The sequence below is a fragment of the Affinundibacterium baiyunense genome, assembly GCF_018139645.1.
Taxonomy (GTDB): Bacteria; Pseudomonadota; Gammaproteobacteria; order Burkholderiales; family Burkholderiaceae_D; genus Undibacterium; species Undibacterium baiyunense.
The window spans coordinates 234,542-254,489 of record NZ_JAGSPM010000006.1 but is presented as its reverse complement, the minus strand read 5'-3'; the positions used below and the strand labels follow the sequence as shown (position 1 = coordinate 254,489).

Sequence of the window (19,948 nt, the reverse complement as noted above, 5' to 3'; positions counted from 1 at the left end):
GATAACGATCAGTGAGTTTCTAAACCAAAACAAAGCCAGATTCTTCTCGATCTAAATAATTATCCATACCGAATCATCTCAAGGTGGTTGATAAACAACTTTGATTCTAATTTGTAATACTTATCTGAAATTTTAATCAAATTTCAGCGTATATTATTCCTCGTCAAGCGTTTCTATTTTCCTTACCTAAATTTCATTAATATCGTTCGATTAACTGAACACAAACCATCTAGCTCTATTCTGAAACATTGTAGTGATCCTCGAAGGAGATTCAAATGCAAGCGTTTTACGATCTAAAAATAGCCACTAAGCTCATCTTTGGTTTTGTCGCGGTACTCTTATTGACCTGCTTATTAGGTGTGTTTTCTATCATTCAACTTACACGGTTCAATAGCGCCGCCGATGAAATGGGAAACGATTTGATGCCTAGTTCGATTAGTGGCATGGGCATGAAAGAAAGCGTCTCACGGATGCGATCACAAGAAGCGCAACTAGCCACCGCAGAAACACCTGAGCTAGCAAAAACTTATCAGGATAGAACCAATGAAGCTATTGACGCCTTCCGTAAAAATCATAAAGAATTTCTGAAAAATGCTGACTCGCCCGAAGACAAAAAAGCATTAGATGAATTATTGATCGCCTTCAATGCGTATGCACAAATCTCAGAAAAGATCAGTAATTTGGCGCGCGAAGGAAAAACCCAAGACGCCGTGGCACTATTACGCACAGAGTCATCTGCAAGCAATCGCAAAATGCGCGGCATGCTCGATAAAATCGTTGATGCACAATTACTTGCGGGGCAAAAAGCTGCTGAAAACAGCCATGAGTTATTTCTAAAAGCACGCTTGTTGATCATCGTCGCAATCGCGATCAGTATCGCGATAGGGTTTATCATGGCGATTTGGTTGGCGAGAATCGTTTCTAAACCATTGCAAAATGCGGTGGGATTAGCACAATCAATCGCTGCTGGCGATTTAACCAATAAAATTGAAGCTGAAAGCACTTGTGAGACCGGCCAACTGATACGCGCACTGGCAGATATGAACACCAGCCTACTCAATGTGGTTACTGAGGTACGCGCTGGCACAGAACAAATCAATCATGCGGCGACAGAAATCGCCAGCGGCAACTTAGACCTATCCAGCAGAACCGAAGAACAAGCTAGCTCTTTGGAAGAAACTGCATCCTCGATGGAAGAAATCACCGCAACCGTCAAGCATAATAGTGAAAACGCAAAGCAAGCGAATGTACTGTCTCAAACCGCTACTTCGATCGCTGAAAAAGGTGGCACTGTCGTTTCAGAAGTCGTGTCAACCATGACATCGATTAACGAGTCATCCAAGAAAATTGTCGATATTATTAGTGTCATCGATGGCATTGCATTCCAGACCAATATTCTAGCCCTCAATGCAGCGGTAGAAGCCGCCCGTGCTGGCGAGCAAGGCAGAGGCTTTGCGGTGGTTGCATCCGAAGTGCGCAGTCTGGCACAACGCTCCGCCAGTGCGGCCAAAGAAATCAAAGAGTTGATCAATGATTCGGTAGAGAAAGTCAGCCAAGGAACGCGCTTGGTCGATACCGCTGGTAGCACCATGCAAGAAGTGGTTGAAAGTGTGAAACGCGTCAGCGATATTATTAGTGAAATCACGGCTGCTGGTCAGGAACAAACTAGCGGCATAGAACAAGTGAATCAAGCCATCATCCAAATGGATGGCGTGACGCAGCAAAACTCTGCCTTGGTAGAAGAAGCCGCTGCTGCAGCAGCCACTTTGCAAGAACAATCTGCTAATTTAGTACAAGTGGTCAGTGTATTTAAACTAGACAATCAAAATTCTTATCAAAATACAGCCTCCTCCGCTCGCCATAGTACCCGCGCCAATCCGGCGAAAAAAGCTGCACCTGCCGTCAGAAAAGCAGCACCCACAATCGCGCAACTCAAATCATCCAATGCCAAAGCAGAGGCCAACGCCGATTCTTGGGAAGAATTCTAGCGGCTAAATTGTGATCAAAAGCGCATAAGTGCTAGCCAAATCAGCGCCATCGTCTTCACTGAGGTGAGATGATGGCATTACCTTATAAATAACAAAAAACACATGCGTTGTGATCTCGCACACTGTTGTAGGTATTCCATTCTAATGACTTTTTTCTGATTGACTTTTAAAGTCGCATGTTGAATAGTACGGTCGTTCGATTATTTTCTGTAGCGTAGTCAAGTTGCTTCCATTTCAGCACCGCTAAAGAAGTTTTCTGAGCACCGATTTAGCAAGCACGAGCAACCATAAGTAACAATCAGAACCGCATTTGATTCTATGAATATCACATCGAAGTTTATGCGCAAGGGAGAACTTACCCGCGCAGCGATATTAGAAACGGCATTGCAGTCGGCAAGTCGGCATGGGCTCGAAGGCTTAACTATTGGTTTGCTGGCTGAACAAATGAATATGAGTAAATCAGGTGTATTCGCTCATTTCGGCTCACGTGAAGATCTGCAAATTGCGGTACTCAAGCTGTATCACCATTTGTTTGAACAAGAAGTGTTTTACCCCAGCATGAAAGAAGATCGCGGCTTGCCACGCTTGCGTTCGATGTTTTCTTTGTGGGTCAAACGTGTGACCCAAGAAATTGCATCTGGCTGTATTTATATTAGCGGGGCGACCGAATACGATGATCGCCAAGGACCGATCCGCGATGAGTTAGTTGGTATGGTCAACGCTTGGCAAGGCGCACTATTACGCGCAACCATGCAAGCGCAAGAATTTAAGCATTTACAAGCGGATATCGACCCCGCGCAAATTGTGTATGAAATGTATGGCCTGATTTTGGCATTGCACCACGATGCCCGTTTCTTAAAGAAATCAGGTAGCGTCAACCGCGCAGAAACAGGTTTTGAAAGAATGATCCAATCGTACGCGCCATATAAATCAGCAGCATAAAAAAATATAGGCACAAAAAATATAGCAACAGATTTTATTGATTAAGGCAATTGTCACTTTTTATTTTTAGAACTTATTTAGTCCAGAGGAGAAAATCATGGGTCAATACATCGCTCCATTACGTGATATGCAATTCGTTTTACATGAATTGTTGGGAGTAGAAGCAGAGTTAAAAGCGCTGCCGAAATACGAAGAAATTGATGCCGACATCATCAATCAAGTGATGGAAGAAGCGGGCAAGTTTTGCTCTGAAGTGATTTTCCCATTGAATCATTCTGGCGACCGCGAAGGCTGCCATCATGATAAAACCACGCACTCGGTAACGACACCAAAAGGCTTCAAAGAAGCTTACAAACAATACGTTGAAGCCGGTTGGCCTGCACTCTCTTGCGACCCAGAATATGGTGGTCAAGGTTTGCCACTGGTGATGAATAATTCATTGTATGAAATGATGAATTCTGCGAACCAAGCGTGGACTATGTACCCAGGTTTATCACACGGTGCCTATGAATGTTTGCACGAACACGGCACACCAGAGCAAAAAGCTCTGTTCTTGCCAAAATTAACGTCTGGTGAATGGACAGGCACGATGTGCTTGACCGAGCCACACTGCGGTACTGACCTCGGCATGTTGCGTTCTAAAGCAGAGCCACAAGGCGACGGCACTTACAAAATCACGGGCGCGAAAATCTTTATCTCTGCCGGCGAACATGATTGCGCAGACAATATCATTCACTTGGTATTAGCGCGTTTGCCAGACGCACCAGAAGGTTCTAAAGGTATTTCCTTATTCCTCGTACCAAAATTCTTGGTCAATGCAGATGGCAGCTTGGGTGCACGCAACCCTATCTTCTGCGGCGCGATCGAAGAAAAAATGGGTATCCACGGTAACTCCACTTGCCAAATGAATTTGGATGGCGCAGTCGGTACTTTGATTGGTCAACCACACAAAGGATTGAACGCGATGTTCGTGTTCATGAACGCAGCGCGTTTAGGCGTAGGTATGCAAGGTTTGGGCTTGACCGAAGTCGCTTACCAAAATGCTTTGATCTACGCAAAAGATCGTATTCAAATGCGTAGTTTGTCTGGCCCTAAAGCACCAGACAAACCAGCTGATCCAATTATCGTTCACGCTGACGTGCGTCGTATGTTGTTGACGGCAAAAGCATGGGCCGAGGGTGGTCGTGCATTGTGCTCACACGCGGCAATTTTACTGGACAAAGAATTGAATCATCCAGATGAAGACGTGCGTAAAGAGTGCGCCGATGAAGTCGCTTTATTGACACCGATCATCAAAGCTTTCATCACTGACAATGCATGGACAGCGACTTCTGAATGCTTACAAGTCTACGGCGGTCACGGTTACATCGCTGAATGGGGCATGGAACAATATGTACGTGACGCACGTATTAATTTGATCTATGAAGGTACCAACACAGTTCAATCTTTGGATTTGTTAGGTCGCAAAATTTTGCAAGACAACGGCGCAAAACTGCGTAAGTTTGGTGCAAAAGTACAAGCATTCGTGGAAGAAAATGGCACGGATGAAGCGATGTCTGAATTCGTCACACCACTGGCTGACTTGGGCGACAAATTGACCAAGTTGACGATGGAAATCGGCATGAAGGCATTCCAAAATCCTGACGAAGTTGGCGCAGCCGCGGTACCTTATTTGCGCGTTGCTGGTCATTTAGTCTACAGCTACTTCTTCGCGCAAATGGCGAAGATCGCTTTGGCGAAACAAGATTCTGGCGATACCTTCTACAAAGCCAAGTTAGCGACGATTCGTTTCTACTTTGCGCGTTTGTATCCAGAGACAGCGATGTTGATTCGCCAAGCACGTTCTGGTTCTGCGAATTTGTTGTCGCTCGAAGCTGATCTATTTTAATTAGTTTTTTGAGCCCCCTCTCCCGCATGCGGGAGAGGGTTGGGGTGAGGGTGCTTGAGATAGAACAAAATTTAGTTCCCTCGAAAATTCAAATAGCTCGAAGTACGGCAACACAGAAATTGCTTTTGAATTGCTAAACCGCCCTCACCCCTAACCCCTCTCCCGCACGCGGGAGAGGGGGAATAAGAAATGTAGATCAATCGTATTGAACTACCCCAACCAAGTTTGACTTCGTAACCCTGTATTTCAATTTTATTAAAAGGTACGTCAATGCCTAATTTCATCGTCAAAAAAGTCGCCGTCCTTGGCGCTGGTGTGATGGGAGCGCAAATTGCTGCGCACTGTGTCAATGCCAAAGTTCCTGTCGTTTTGTTCGACCTGCCAGCCAAAGAAGGTCCGAAAAACGGTATCGTTCTCAAAGCGATTGAGAACCTGAAAAAGCTCAACCCAGCTCCACTGGGCGACAAAGACGATGCAGCCTTGATCGAAGTCGCGAACTACGAAGACAACCTCGACGTTTTAGCTGGCTGCGATTTGATCATTGAAGCGATCGCAGAACGTATGGATTGGAAACATGATCTGTACAAAAAGGTCGCACCACACATCGCGCCGAATGCAATCTTCGCATCCAACACTTCTGGTTTGTCGATCACGGCTTTGTCTGAAGGCTTCGATGCCGGCTTGAAAGAACGCTTCTGCGGCGTGCATTTCTTCAACCCACCACGCTATATGCACTTGGTTGAATTGATCCCGACAGCGGCGACACGCTCTGACATCCTCGATCAGCTCGAAGGATTCTTGACGACGACTTTGGGTAAAGGCGTAGTTCACGCGAAAGACACACCGAACTTCATCGCCAATCGCGTTGGTATTTTCGGTATGTTGGCAACGATTTATCAAGCCGAACAATTTGGCTTGAGCGTTGACGTGGTCGATGATTTGACTGGTAAAAAATTGGGCCGTGCTTCTTCTGGTACTTTCCGTACTGCCGACGTGGTCGGTCTCGACACCATGGCGCACGTGATCAAGACTATGCAAGACAACTTGCAAGATGATCCTTTCTTTGCCGTCTACAAAACACCAGAAGTCTTGGCGAAATTGGTCGCCGCTGGCACGCTCGGTTCCAAATCCGGTGCGGGCTTTTACAAGAAAGTCGGCAAAGACATCCTGCGTTTAGATTTCGCGAGTGGTGAATACGTTCCAGGCGGCGCCAAGGCAGATGACTTGGTCGGTCGCATCTTGAAGGAAAAAGATCCTGTCAAGAAGATGAAATCTTTGCGTGAATCGACCAATAAACAAGCACAATTCTTGTGGTCCATCTTCCGTGACGCTTTCCACTACATCGCGATTCACGGTGCGACGATTGCGGACAATGCACGCGATATCGACTTCGCGATGCGTTGGGGCTTTGGCTGGAATGTCGGTCCATTCGAAACATGGCAAGCTTCTGGTTGGCAGCAAGTGGCGACTTGGGTCAAAGACGATATCGATGCTGGTAAAGCACTGTGTGCAACACCTTTGCCAGCTTGGGTATTTGAAGGCCCAGTAGCAGAAAAAGGCGGCGTGCATACACCAGAAGGTTCTTGGTCTATTAGCCGCAATACTTTTGCTCCACGCTCTAATTTGGCAGTCTACAACCGTCAAGCATTCCGCGCTCCTGTATTGGGTGCTGGTGCAGAAACAGGCGCAACCGCTGGCGTTACTTTCTTTGAAGATGATTCTGTCCGTATCTGGCATCAGAATGACGACGTTCTGATCTTGTCCTTCAAGACCAAGATGCATGTGATTGGCCCAGGTGTGGTCGCTGGTATGGAAAAAGCGATTGCTGAAGCTGAGAAGAACTTCAAAGGCTTGGTCATCTGGCATGCCGACGCAGCGGAAGGCGGTGCTTTCTCTGCTGGTGCAGATTTGCAAGCGATGTTGCCATTGTTTATGTCCGGCGGCGTGAAAGCGATCGAACCAGCCGTATCACAACTGCAAAACGCACACCAAGCATTGAAATACGCCAATATTCCTGTGGTGGCTGCGGTCGCTGGCTTGGCACTCGGTGGTGGTTGCGAGTTGATGATGCACGCAGCAAAACGCGTCGCTGCACTCGAATCGTACATCGGCTTGGTCGAAGTTGGCGTGGGCTTGGTTCCAGGCGGCGGTGGCTTGAAAGAAGCGGCTGTACGTGCAGCCAAAGATGCGAAAGGTACCGACCTCTTGCAATTCTTGAAGAACTACTTCACGAATGCCGCAACAGCGAACGTGTCTAAGTCTGCTTTGGAAGCACAGAAAATGGGCTACCTCGGTCAAGACGACGTTATCGTTTTCAATGCCTTCGAATTGCTGCACGTCGCAAAAGTCGAAGCACGTGCCATGTTCGACGCAGGCTATCGTGCACCGATGCGCAAGTTGGTGCCTGTGACAGGCCGTCACGGTATCGCAACAATCGGCGCGCAATTGATCAATATGCGTGATGGCGGCTTTATCTCTGCACATGACTTCAAACTCGGCAAGATGATTGCGGAAGTCGTTTGCGGTGGCGATATCGACAACGGCAGCATGGTCAGCGAACAATGGTTGCTCGACATGGAACGCAAAGCGTTTATGGAATTGTTGAACCATCCAAAAACACAAGAGCGCATCATGGGCATGATGCAAACTGGCAAACCAGTACGTAACTAATTCATCGAGGAATCGACAATGACTACTCAATTACAAGACGCATACATCGTTGCGGCAACTCGTTCTCCTATTGGTAAATCCGGACGCGGCTTTTTCCGCAATACTCGTCCAGATGACTTGCTGGTTGGTGTATTGAAATCCGCTTTGGCACAGGTGCCAAATCTCGATCCAAAATTGATCGAAGACGCGATTGTTGGCTGCTCCTTCCCAGAAGGCGCACAAGGTTTGAACTTGGCACGTATGAGCGTGCTGTTGGCAGGTTTGCCAAACACCATCGGTGGCGTAACGATTAACCGTTACTGTGCTTCCGGTATCACGGCAGTGGCGATGGCTGCGGATCGCATTCGCGTTGGCCAAGCTGACGTCATGATCGCGGCGGGTGTGGAATCCATGTCTATGGTGCCGATGATGGGTAACAACCCGTCGATGAACATGGCGATTCTCAAAGACGAAAATGCCGGTATCGCTTACGGCATGGGTTTGACTGCAGAGAAGGTCGCGGCGCAATGGAAAATTAGCCGTGAAGCGCAAGATGCCTTCGCTTTGCAATCCCATCAACGTGCATTGGCCGCGCAAGCGGCTGGCCATTTTGATGCGGAGACTACGCCATTCGAAATCATCGATCGCGTGCCGAATTTGGCAACTGGCGAAATCGAACTCAAAACACGTACCGTGAACCGTGACGAAGGTGCACGTCCAGATACTTCTTTGGAAGGTTTGGCGAAACTGAAAGCCGTTTTTGCTGCTAAAGGTTCTGTGACAGCAGGTAACAGCTCACAAACTTCTGACGGTGCTGGCGCTTTGATTTTGGTGAGCGAAAAGATCTTGAAACAATTCAACCTGACGCCTTTGGCACGTTTTGCGTCCTTCGCAGTACGCGGCGTTCCACCAGAAATCATGGGTATTGGTCCTAAAGAAGCGATTCCTGCAGCATGTAAAGTAGCGGGCATCACACAAGACCAAATCGACTGGTTCGAATTGAACGAAGCGTTTGCGGCGCAATCTTTGGCAGTGGTTCAAGATCTCGGTCTCGATCCAGCGAAAGTGAACCCAATGGGCGGCGCGATTGCTCTTGGTCACCCATTGGGCGCAACTGGTGCGATTCGTTCTGCAACGACGATCCATGCTTTACATCGTAATAATTTGAAGTACGGTATGGTGACGATGTGCGTGGGAACGGGTATGGGTGCAGCAGGCATCTTCGAACGCATGTAAATCCAATTCTGGGGCGCACGGCGTTGTTGCAAATGCTCGCAATATTCAAATATTGCTGTGCTTTGCGCCTAGCCCTGCATCCCCATAATTGAATTTACTGAACGTTGTTTTGGGACGCCGCAGGTTGTTGCGAATGCTCGCAATATTTCAATATTGCGAGCATTCGCGCCTACTGCGGCATCCCTATAATTGAATTTAGCCGGTTGTTACGAGTTTATCGGGCGAGCTAAATTTTGTAGGGCGGGTGAAACCCGCGCCGCCGGAAATTTGGATGACTTTGATAGCGGGGGTTGCCCCGCCCTACGAGCTTGTAAGAAACATGGCTTTACTATCGAATCCCTTGCACGAAACTAAACCGCACATCAAAACTGTGCGGTTTTTTTACGGAGTCTGTATGAGCACGATTGAAACGACGACCTTGATTGCGAAAGATGGCACCGAGCTGGTTGGACGCAAGTATTCGCCAGCCGGTGCGGCGCGTGCGGTGGTGTTGATTCCTGCGGCGATGGGAGTGAAGCAGCAGTTTTATGCGCCTTTTGCGAAATTCTTGTGCGAGCATGGATTTGCTGTGTTGAGCTTCGACTATCGTGGCATGGGCGAGTCATTGGATGCGCGCTTTAGCAAGTCTTTACGTGGCTTTGAAGCGGATATTAGCGATTGGGCTGAGCTCGACTATAACTCGGCTTTGCATGCAGCGAAGGCGTGGCATCCTGAGCTTCCGTTTTTGGTGATTGGTCATTCGCTCGGTGGCCAACTCGTTGGCTTGCTGCCTGATAATCATTTAATCGATGGCTTACTAACTGTCGGCTCAGGCACCGGTTATTGGCGTCATAATGCGCCGCCGACCAAACGTACGGTATGGTTGCTGTGGTATTTCCTAGTGCCGCTTTACACCAGCATCTGTGGCTATTTTCCGGGTAAGAAATTGCGCAAAGTCGGCAATCTTCCTAAGGGTGTGATTTATCAATGGTCGCGTTGGTGCAAAGATCCACGTTACTTTGTTGATGAAAATGGTAAAGCCATGCGCACCTATCATGAGCAATTTACCGCGCCGATTCTAAGCATGAGCTTTACAGATGATGAAATGATGGGGCGTAAAAACATCGATGGCTTGCACGATTATTTCAGTCGCGCGCAGGTCGAACGGTGCTACATACAACCGCAAGACGTACAGGCAGAACGCGTTGGACACTTCGGTTTTTTTAGAGCGGAGTTTCGACACAGCTTGTGGCAACAAGCTTTACAATGGCTGATCCAACAAAACAAACAGCATCCCTCCGCACAACCTAACTAAATCAAGAGACATCATGGAAATTCTGACCAGCATCAATGACGGCATTTTGACGATCAATTTCAATCGTCCAGAAAAGAAAAACGCGATCACGTTTGGTATGTATGAAGCGATGGCAAATGCGATCAACGCAGCGAATGACGACAAAAACGTCAGCGTGATTTTGATTACGGGCAAGCCAGAAATTTTCACTGCGGGAAATGATCTGGAAGACTTCATGAAACACGCCAGTAGCTTAGCATCAGCAGAAATGCCACCCGTGTATCAATTCATGCACGCCTTAAATGATGCGCAGAAACCGGTGATCGCTGCAGTCTCAGGTGGCGCGGTTGGCATTGGTACCACCTTATTGATGCATTGTGAGTTGGTGTACGCGGCCGACAATGCAAAATTTTCTATGCCGTTCACGCAATTAGGTTTGTGCCCAGAATTCGCATCTAGCATGGTCTTACCGCAAATCGCTGGCTATCAACGTGCTGCAGAAATGCTGTTATTAGGCGAAGCGTTCAGCGCACAACAAGCACATGAGATGGGCTTGGTCAATAAAGTCTTGCCGCTCGAAGAATTATTGCCATACGCAGAAAAGCAAGCTGCGAAAATCGCTGCCTTGCCAGCGAAGTCTATACGTCTGACCAAGAGCTTAATGAAAGCCAATCAGCCACAAGCGATACGCGACAAGATGAACGAGGAAAATGCGCATTTCGGCGCGATGCTGTCACAACCGGAAGCACGCGAAGCAATGATGGCGTTTTTCCAAAAACGTAAACCCGATTTTAAGCAATTCAATTAAATCAACTCAAATTTTGTGGCAGTTTCAGACTAAAGCGTCGATCAGCCAATTCATCGACATGATCACGCTAGCCACAATTGGTGGTTTCCACTGTTATTAGTGCTTGAATGCCATTCTCGCCTATTCAAACCAGTGCAAGCTTAAGTATGCCATGCAGCCATACTTAAGCGAACGCCAGACAAAACTACCATCATTTTTCGCGAAGTTACTCGAAGGAATCATCAACATGCGTTATCCTTAACGCTCTTTTGCTTCCTTCGATTTTTCGCTATGCTGAAATTCAATTCCAAAAACACTCCTTCAAAATTACGTCGCAGTTTATTAGCTGGTTTCGCGACATTCGCACTCAGTAGTCATTGCTACACTGCCCTTGCTGCAAATCTTAGCCAAGGTCCACAGATCGCTAAAGCGCCAAAATTAATCTTGGTGTTGGTCGTTGATGGCTTACCCAACGAGCAAGTACAACGCTATCGCCACCAGTTTGGCGAAGGTGGATTTAAACGATTATTGGAACAAGGCGCATGGTTCGGCAATGCGCATCAAGCCCACGGCATTACGGTGACTGCGGTTGGTCATAGCGCGGTATTGACTGGTGCCTACCCTTATCAACATGGGATTATCGGAAACAATTGGTTCGATCCAAATACATCTACTTCGGTGTACTGCACCGAAGATAGACAACATACATACATCGGCACAGAAACCAAATCCAGCGATGGCACCTCGCCAGCGAATTTGAAGGTAAGCACAGTTGGTGATGAATTGCGTTATGCCACCGGCAATCGTTCTAAAGTGTTGACCGTATCTGGGAAAGATCGTGGTGCGATTTTATTAGCGGGTAAAACTGGCACTGCCTATATGCTGATGAAAAAAACTGGCGCGTTTGCTAGTAGCACGTATTACATGAATCAACATCCTGCTTGGCATACGGCATTTCATGCGAGCAAACCGCAAGATCGTTTTTACGGTAAGCAATGGACCAGCGTTTTACCAGAACATGCCTACCACGATGATGCACATGATGATTTAGTGGCACCAGCCAATACTAGCAGCAGCAAACGCCTTCCCTATACCTACGATAGCGCCTCAGGAAAACCCGATGCCGAATACTATGAAAAGTTATTCACTGGCCCGTATGTCGATGAACTCACTTTGGATTTCGCAAATGCAGCCATCGATGGAGAAAAGTTGGGAAATAATCCAACCGGTGCAACGGATATATTAGGTGTCAGCCTATCTAGCCATGATTATGTGAATCACACTTGGGGACCAGAGAGCAAAATGTCGCACGATCATTTACAACGTTTAGATCGTTTGTTGGCAAAATTTTTGAATAACGTCGATAAAAAAGTTGGCTTAGACAATACCCTCGTCGTGTTAACTGCGGATCATGGTTTCGCCAATGTGCCGGAATTTTCGCAAAGCATTAAACGCGATGCAAATCGACTTGATGGCAACAAAATGTCGGCGGCATTAAGTCAACACTTGTTCGAAAAATTCGGTGTTGAAAAACTCATTCGCAAATGGTCCGCGCCTTACTTCTTTTTTGATTACCGCAAAGTCGAGTCGAAAGGCATTACGCGAACCGAATTAGAAAATACAGCAGCGCGATTCATTCTCGATTATCAGGGTGTCGCATCGACTTACACCCGCACCCAATTTGAACACGGGCAAGTACCAAATGACCGCATCAGTCGTTTAGTACAAAGAGCTTGGCACAAGCAGTTGTCAGGTGACTTGATGGTGGTGGTGAAACCTTATTGGTACTTTGGGTCAACGAATTCAGGCACTTCACATGGCACGCCATATACCTATGATACCAATGTGCCACTAATTTTTATGGGTAAGCCTTGGTTCAAGGCAGGAGCATATAGTCAATATGCCGAGGTCATGGATATCGCACCAACGTTGTCGCACTTATTAAGAATACGCCTACCATCGGGTTCTGAAGGACGCGTGTTAACCGAAACGCTCAAATAGACGCCTAAAAAATGGCGTAGTGTATCGCCAATGCTAGCAGCACAAAAAAAGCCGCAAACTCTTCATGATATTTCAATAGAGTTTGCGGCTTTTTTATCGTCAAATTTTAGCGTCTGTTATGCCTTGCGATAATTATCTAGCATACGATAATTGCGCGCATACATCGCGAACAAGAACGCGGCAAATAGACAGAATCCAGCAAAGAAGAACATTTGGAAGGCGGTAACACTGAGCCCTAAAGACTCAATGTAATTGGTCACGGTTTCGCCCTTCACACTTGAATTTGCCAACAACACCCACAAATTACCTATCGTTACCGACAAATACCAAAAACTGGTAATCACACCTTTCATCGATAAAGGTGCCTGACTATAAGCAAACTCTAAACCAGTTGCAGAGACCAACACTTCACCAAATGTCATTAAGGCATACGGAATAATTTGCCACACGATAGTAATCGGATCACCACCATCAATCGCCAACTGCAAAGCGCCAACGACGATCCATGCTAAGCCAGTAAAAGCGATGCCTGCGCCCATGCGACGTAAAGCCGTAACCTTGACGCCCGCTTGATTCAGTAATGGGTATAAAACAAAGTTATTAAAAGGAATCAAGATCATCACTAGCAAGGGATTCAATGCCTGCATCATCGAAGATTGGAACCATTCTGGTTTCGTCATATGATCGGCTTGCAATACCCACGTCGACGCCTTCTGATCAAACAAGGACCAAAATGGCGTAATCAAAGCGAATAACACTAGCAGGCGCAACACATTGCGCACGCCATCGATCGCTTCGTCAGGATGTTGACCGCGCACGCGATCTAATTGCATCCATGCTCCAACGCCACCAAAACCCATCACTAACACTAAGGCCGAACATAAAACTGAAACAAGACCAATCTGTTTGATAAAGCCAAACACGACTAGCGCCAAGGTAAAACCGATCAGGGTCAACCACAGACCAGGACGGCTTTGCGTGCGTGTTTGTCCTTGCGACAAAATCGCATTACGGATCACTACCAAGAAAGCATGTGGATCGTTACTGACAGGTTCGACGCGTACATATTGTTTTCTTCCCAGCCAAAATACAAAAGTAGCAATAAACATCAAAATACCGGGAATGCCAAAGGCAACGCTAGCACCAAACTGTTTCAAAAATAATGGCATCAACAAAGACGCGAAGAACGAACCAAAATTAATGATCCAATAAAATCCATCGAACACTTTCTGTGCCAGTGAACGATTTGTTTGATCAAATTGATCGCCAATAAACGAAGCGACCAAAGGTTTAATCCCACCAGAACCAAGTGCAATTAAAAACAAACCTGTATAGAAACCGTTTTTATTATGCTCAAATAAAGCTAGGCAAGCGTGGCCCGCACAGTACACCAAACTCAACCACAAAATTGTGTTGTATTTGCCGAATACGCGATCCGCTAACCAACCACCCAATAAAGGAAAGAAATACACACCAATCACAAACGTATGGAAAATATCTTTAGCTTCACCTTTGCGTAACTCTTCTGGAATCGACAGCAGCAAGCTGGTCATCAAGAACATCGTCAAAATATTGCGCATGCCATAAAAACTAAAACGCTCACAGCCCTCATTCGCAATGATGAAGGGAATTTGCCTAGGCATTTTTGGCGTAACTGGCTCGGCGCCAGTGGCAGGAACTGCAGGAGTTGAACTCATATTAGGTACTCACAAAAACAGATATCAAAAAACATAAAACCACGACCTCTGACGAGGCCGTGGTTTGTATTACTTTAGATTCCAGCTATTCTAAACTTATCTAAACTTATTTCACTGCAAATTTAGCTAAATTGAGTGGCTAGATTAGGTGGAGATTTGTGGTCTTCTTCCAACTATCACGTTCACCAATTTCATGAATAAGCGGAAAATTAAGCGCACAAAAATCAAAGTTAAAATCGCTTCGATGAAAGTGACGATGAAAGCGAAAAACGCATTCCAACGATTAGCACGGCCACGGAATTTTGCCACCATACGATCACGCGCAATTTCGATACTGTCGTAAAAAGTTGGCACGACCAACAGGGTTAACAAAGTCGAAGTAATCGTTCCACCGATAATCGCAATCGCTAACGGACGATAAAATTCACCACCCTCACCTACACCGATTGCCACCGGCAACATACCAGCGATCAAGGCAAAAGTCGTCATCAAAATTGGACGCAAACGCATACGACCAGCATAGATCAAGGCATCCTCACGATCATATCCTTCCGACTCACGCTTACGCGCGCAATCGAGCAATAGAATCGCATTCTTCGCAACCAAGCCCATCAACATGATGATACCGATAAAGCTCATCAGGTTTAGCGTGCCTTTGGTCATTAACAAAGCCAGCACCACACCAATTAAGCTCAGCGGCAAAGACAACATCACCGCGCCCGGCGCTGTGAAAGAACCGAATTGCATCACTAAAATTAAATACATCAAGCCGATACCCATCACCAGCGCAATCGTCATCTCTGTAAATAATTCATTCTGATTCTTTGCTGAACCCGCTAACTCGATGCCATATCCCGCTGGGAAATTAATCGCCTTAGCAATTTTCAGCGCATCCGATGTCACTTCACCTGGCGAACGACCTTGTACGTTGGCAGAAACAGCGATCATACGTTTACCGTCTGCATGTTCAATACGTGCAGGCCCTTTACCCATTGTAATCGTCGCGATTTGTTCCAACGGCACCATCTTATCTGTGCCTGCTACTGCGATCGGTAAGGTTTCGATATTGTCGGCACTCACTCTATCCTCTGGATGCAAGCGCACCGAGACATCACGTGTTTCACCAGTTGGATCAACCCAATCACCAACTTCGACACCAGCAAAAGATACGCGCAAAGCTTGTGCTGCATCATTTGCTGAGATTCCCAAAGAGTTTGCTAAACCGCGATTCAACTCAATCTGCAACTCATCTTTTGGATCTTGCTGCGACAAACCAACATCTACCGCACCAGGAACTTTACGTAATTTATCCATAAACTCGCTGGTGATCTCCATTAACTTACGTGAATCTTCACCTGAGAAACGAATTTGCACTGGTTTGCCACCACCATTATTCAAATCGTCTTGCACCACGTATTCAGCACCGACTAAAGTACTGACCGCTGCGCGCAAACTCACAGCCACTTCTGCAGCTGATCGCTTACGCTCGGTGCTCTTGCCGATATCGACATAGACCCGACCACCGGTGATGTTCACGCTACTATTAGTGGCAACTGTCTCAGGCAAAGTACGCGCGAGTTCTGCCGCTTTTTCTACTTTTAAACGTGAATATTCCAGACTAGAACTCGATGGCGTACGCACACTGATCATCACCGTGCCACTATCAGAAGCGGGTAAGAAACTCGTACCACCAAACATACCGTGCAACACCAGTGCCAAGACAAAACTCACCAAGGCGATGAAGCCCATCCAACGACGATGATGCAAAGCCCAAGCAATGACACTACCATACGCTTCGGCCTTACTATCAAACCAGTGATTGAATCGCTCTAAAGTTTTGCTCAAGCCCGTCTTAGGTTGTAAGTGGTGATCCACTGGATCACCCCAATAGGCGGACAACATCGGATCTAAAGTAAATGAGATGAACAAGCTCACCATCACCGACGAAGTCACCGTCAAAGCAAACGGACGGAACCATTCGCCAGAAACACCAGGCATGAAAGCTACAGGGATAAACACCGCCATGATCGAGAAAGTGGTCGCGGCAACCGCTAAACCAATCTCCGCCGTACCATTCAGTGCGGCAGTACGACGATCAGAGCCATTTTCCATGTGACGCACAATGTTTTCACGAACCACAATCGCATCATCGATCAGCACACCGATCGCCAGTGATAGACCAAGCAAAGTCATAAAGTTGAGTGTGAAACCACACAACCAAACAGCGATAAAAGCAGCAATCACTGAGGTAGGCAAACTTAATGCGGTAATCAAGGTGGAACGCCATGAGTTCAAGAACACATAGACCACAAAAATCGTCAGTACTGCACCGAAAATTAATGCCTCAATCACATTGTTCAAATTTTTCTGCGCGTTCTTACCACCATCTTGAGTGATTTCTAACTTGGTACCCTCAGGCAAAGTCTTATTAATTTCCGCGACTTGTTCACGAATCTTGTTAGCGACAGAAACCGTACTCGCATCACGTGACTTCATCACCATAATACCGACGTTGGGATTACCGTTACGCACGCTAAAGCCGCTAATCTCGGCAAATCCATCTTGAATCGTCGCTACTTGCGCCAAGCGTATGACTTCCGTACCACGACGCTTCACCACGATTTGCTCGAACTCTGCTGGAGACTCTAAGCGACCAACTAGACGAATACTTTTTTCATCCATCGTTCCACGCACTTTACCGACAGGCGCGGTGGAATTTTGTGTACGCAATGCGTTGACCACTTCGGATACCGATACATTAAACTCGCGCAGTTTTTGCGCGCGCAATAGCACACTTAATTCACGCTTCAAGGCACCGTTGACGGTAACGACAGCGACGCCATCTACAGCACGAAAACGATCGGATAAATCATCTTCAGCGAGACGCGATATTTCTGCATGTGATTTGGTCTTGGACGACAGCGCCAATTGCATAATCGGCTGATCATTAGGATCACGTCGCTCAATAATCGGTTCACGCATTTCGGTTGGTAACTTATAACGCACCGAAGCAATCGCATTTCTCACATCATCCGATGCTTCAATCATATTACGATCGAAGTTAAAGATTAAAGTGAAGTAAGCACTGCCCTCATTCGCAGAGGCATTCAATTGGCGCACGCCAGAAATACTCTGCAAAGATTTCTCGATGCGATTTACGATTTCACGTTCGACTGTCTCTGGTGAAGCACCAGGATAAGGAACAGAAACGCCGAGTACCGGTTCTTGTACATTCGGGATTTCATTCACGCGCAGTTTTGACAAGGCCAGCAAACCCACGCACATCAAAGCAATAATGATGACGATGGTGGCGACTGGCCGTTTAATACTAAAATCGGATAGAAACATATTATTTTCCTGTCACGGAAGCCGCCGATGCTGCAGCGGCTGATGCTGATGCTGAGGCTGCCGCTGTTGCAGCAGCTGGCGCTGAACTAGCCGAAGCAACCAAGCTCACTTTCGAGCCATCTTTAAAAGTAGACATCGGTTGACGCAGTACCTTGTCACCACTCTTTAATCCAGAAATAATTGCGTAATCACCACGGCGCACATCACGCTCGCCCAACACAACAGAGAGTCGTTTCAGCAAACCATCTTGAACTGCCCATACATAGGTTTTGTCGCCATCACGAATCAAAGCGGAACCAATCAAGGTCAAGGCTTCGGTACTACCCGCTTCAACACGGCCCTCTGCATACAAGCCCGATACGTGTGGCTGCTCTTTACCGACGAAATCGACTAACACTTCAACTTGACGCGTGGTGGCATTTGCCGCTGGATCAACCCGGCGTACTTTGCCAATAAACTGTTGGTCGTAGCCGTTGATCTTGAAACTAACAGATTGCCCTGCTTTCACAATATTGACGGACTCAGCAGAAATCAAACCTTGGAAGCGCAAGCTATTTGGGTCAATCACTTTCATGATCTCTTTACCGATTTGCGCCGTGTCACCGTTCGACACTTTGCGCTCACTCACAATGCCATCAAATGGTGCACGAATTTCGGTACGTTGCAGTTGCTGTCGCGCAGCGACGCTACGCGCCTTCGCCGCGACTAATTCGCTTTGTGCGTTGTTACGACGAATCTCCGCGTCTTCTAATGCTTGCATCGATGTCATGCCGGATGCACGCAAGGTCTTCAAGCGTTCCAATTGACGTTCTGCTTGATCTAGCGTTTGCTGCGCAGCACGAGCACCTTGTTCCGCGGACGCTAATTGATCACGAAAAGTCGTGTCATCTAAGCGTACTAACAAATCACCGCGGCGCACGACTTCGCCGTTTTCCTTCAGTACTTGCATCACAATCGCGGACACTTCAGCGCGCAAATCTGCTTTACGTTCAGGCTGAATTGTCCCAGTAATTACCGGACCAGATGCGAGCGAATTATTCTGTATCGTGACATAATCTTCCGCAGTAATTTGCAGAGGTCGTTCTGCAGTAGCGGCTTTATCGGATACTTTACTATCCTTGCCTCCTTGTCCGCACGCTGCCAAAACAAGGCACAAACTAAGGATGAGTAAACTTGGTCGCGACATAAAAAACCTCCGAAAATTGAATCGAACTTTGAACCCGCTACCATACGTAAAGTTCAATACTTTGTCACTAGAACTCTGATTTGTTTTGTCTTGAGCGAGACAAATTGCGCAGAAAATCAAATTCTGATCTGTAACAGCAGGAAAAATATATTTAATTGACATCAAATATAAAAACGACCATCAATCCTGATGGTCGTTTTTAATGACGTACATCGCATTCCAGTTAGCATGAGGTTGTGTTCAAAGCTAACAATCATTGGCGATTTTTACTGATTATTTTGGAATCACTACCGTATCAATAACGTGAATCACACCATTATCTGCCACGATATCGGTAGCTGTCACACTAGCATTGTCTACTTTCACACCGCCAGTTGTGCTAACTGTTAATGAAGCACCTTGTACAGTCTTAACCTTGCCTGCTTTGACATCAGCTGCCATTACTTTGCCTGGTACTACGTGGTAGGTTAATACAGCCGTCAATTTGGCTTTGTCTTTTAACAAAGCTTCCAGATCTGCTTTTGGAATTTTGGCAAATGCAGCATCGGTTGGCGCAAATACCGTGAATGGACCTTTGCCCTTCAAGGTATCGACCAAGCCAGCCGCTTTCAAAGCAGTTGCTAAAGTTGTGAAGTTACCAGCACCAACGGCGGTATCAACGATGTCTTTTGCATGGACAGAAAAAGAAGCTGCGATACTTAATACTGAAGCAAGAATAATACGTTTCATGGAATACTCCTTAGTAGATAAAAACGAAGATAAATAAAAATCTATTTACAACTCAAAGCTACAACATTCATCAGATAACAATCTGTGGACTACTTGTATTTCTGTTCTACTTCAATGCTTTGTGCGCTAATTGATTAACGACGCCAGCGCATTTTATACCAATCGGTTTTAATGTCTACTGATTAGTAACATTAAATACTGATTAGTATCGTGACGTTTTGACC

12 protein-coding genes are annotated in these 19,948 nt (G+C 46.6%); 8 read left to right on the top strand and 4 right to left on the bottom strand.

The genetic code is table 11. The features are described 5' to 3' along the window. Window positions 1-275 precede the first annotated feature (275 nt). From KDM92_RS18745 to KDM92_RS11720, 8 genes are all read left to right on the top strand, one after another. The gene (locus KDM92_RS18745; RefSeq protein ID WP_212684627.1) at window positions 276-1,988 is read left to right on the top strand and encodes a methyl-accepting chemotaxis protein; all 1,713 of its coding nucleotides are present in this window, start codon (window positions 276-278) and stop codon (window positions 1,986-1,988) included. A 339-nt stretch (window positions 1,989-2,327) separates the two neighbouring features. Continuing rightward, window positions 2,328-2,930: a TetR/AcrR family transcriptional regulator gene (locus tag KDM92_RS11750; RefSeq protein WP_189346354.1), complete on the top strand. Its 603-nt coding sequence runs from the start codon at window positions 2,328-2,330 to the stop codon at window positions 2,928-2,930. Window positions 2,931-3,027: 97 nt separating this feature from the next. Then, window positions 3,028-4,818: an acyl-CoA dehydrogenase C-terminal domain-containing protein gene (locus KDM92_RS11745; RefSeq protein ID WP_212684626.1), complete on the top strand. Its 1,791-nt coding sequence runs from the start codon at window positions 3,028-3,030 to the stop codon at window positions 4,816-4,818. A 270-nt stretch (window positions 4,819-5,088) separates the two neighbouring features. Then, the gene (locus KDM92_RS11740; protein WP_212684624.1) at window positions 5,089-7,488 is read left to right on the top strand and encodes a 3-hydroxyacyl-CoA dehydrogenase/enoyl-CoA hydratase family protein; all 2,400 of its coding nucleotides are present in this window, start codon (window positions 5,089-5,091) and stop codon (window positions 7,486-7,488) included. An 18-nt stretch (window positions 7,489-7,506) separates the two neighbouring features. After that, window positions 7,507-8,703: an acetyl-CoA C-acyltransferase gene (locus KDM92_RS11735; RefSeq protein ID WP_212684622.1), complete on the top strand. Its 1,197-nt coding sequence runs from the start codon at window positions 7,507-7,509 to the stop codon at window positions 8,701-8,703. Window positions 8,704-9,097: 394 nt separating this feature from the next. Beyond that, window positions 9,098-9,997 carry an alpha/beta hydrolase family protein gene (locus KDM92_RS11730; protein ID WP_230408313.1) on the top strand — a complete coding sequence of 300 codons (900 nt, stop codon included), beginning with the start codon at window positions 9,098-9,100 and terminating at the stop codon, window positions 9,995-9,997. A gap of 13 nt (window positions 9,998-10,010) precedes the next feature. Beyond that, a complete protein-coding gene (locus tag KDM92_RS11725; RefSeq protein ID WP_212684620.1) occupies window positions 10,011-10,784 on the top strand; it encodes an enoyl-CoA hydratase in 774 nt (257 codons plus the stop codon). 270 nt (window positions 10,785-11,054) lie between these two features. Further along, the gene (locus tag KDM92_RS11720; RefSeq protein WP_212684618.1) at window positions 11,055-12,764 is read left to right on the top strand and encodes an alkaline phosphatase family protein; all 1,710 of its coding nucleotides are present in this window, start codon (window positions 11,055-11,057) and stop codon (window positions 12,762-12,764) included. Between the two features lie 116 nt (window positions 12,765-12,880). Here the strand turns inward: KDM92_RS11720 and KDM92_RS11715 are convergent, their stop codons facing one another. From KDM92_RS11715 to KDM92_RS11700, 4 genes are all read right to left on the bottom strand, one after another. Beyond that, on the bottom strand, window positions 12,881-14,461 hold the full coding sequence (locus KDM92_RS11715) for a POT-type proton-dependent oligopeptide transporter (protein ID WP_230408312.1): 1,581 nt from the start codon (window positions 14,459-14,461) through the stop codon (window positions 12,881-12,883). Between the two features lie 144 nt (window positions 14,462-14,605). Next, the gene (locus KDM92_RS11710; protein WP_212684616.1) at window positions 14,606-17,809 is read right to left on the bottom strand and encodes an efflux RND transporter permease subunit; all 3,204 of its coding nucleotides are present in this window, start codon (window positions 17,807-17,809) and stop codon (window positions 14,606-14,608) included. 1 nt (window position 17,810) lies between these two features. Next, entirely contained in the window at window positions 17,811-18,995 is a 1,185-nt protein-coding gene (locus KDM92_RS11705; RefSeq protein ID WP_212684614.1) for an efflux RND transporter periplasmic adaptor subunit, read from the bottom strand. Between the two features lie 273 nt (window positions 18,996-19,268). Then, the gene (locus KDM92_RS11700; protein WP_212684612.1) at window positions 19,269-19,724 is read right to left on the bottom strand and encodes a fasciclin domain-containing protein; all 456 of its coding nucleotides are present in this window, start codon (window positions 19,722-19,724) and stop codon (window positions 19,269-19,271) included. Between the last annotated feature and the right edge of the window lie 224 nt (window positions 19,725-19,948).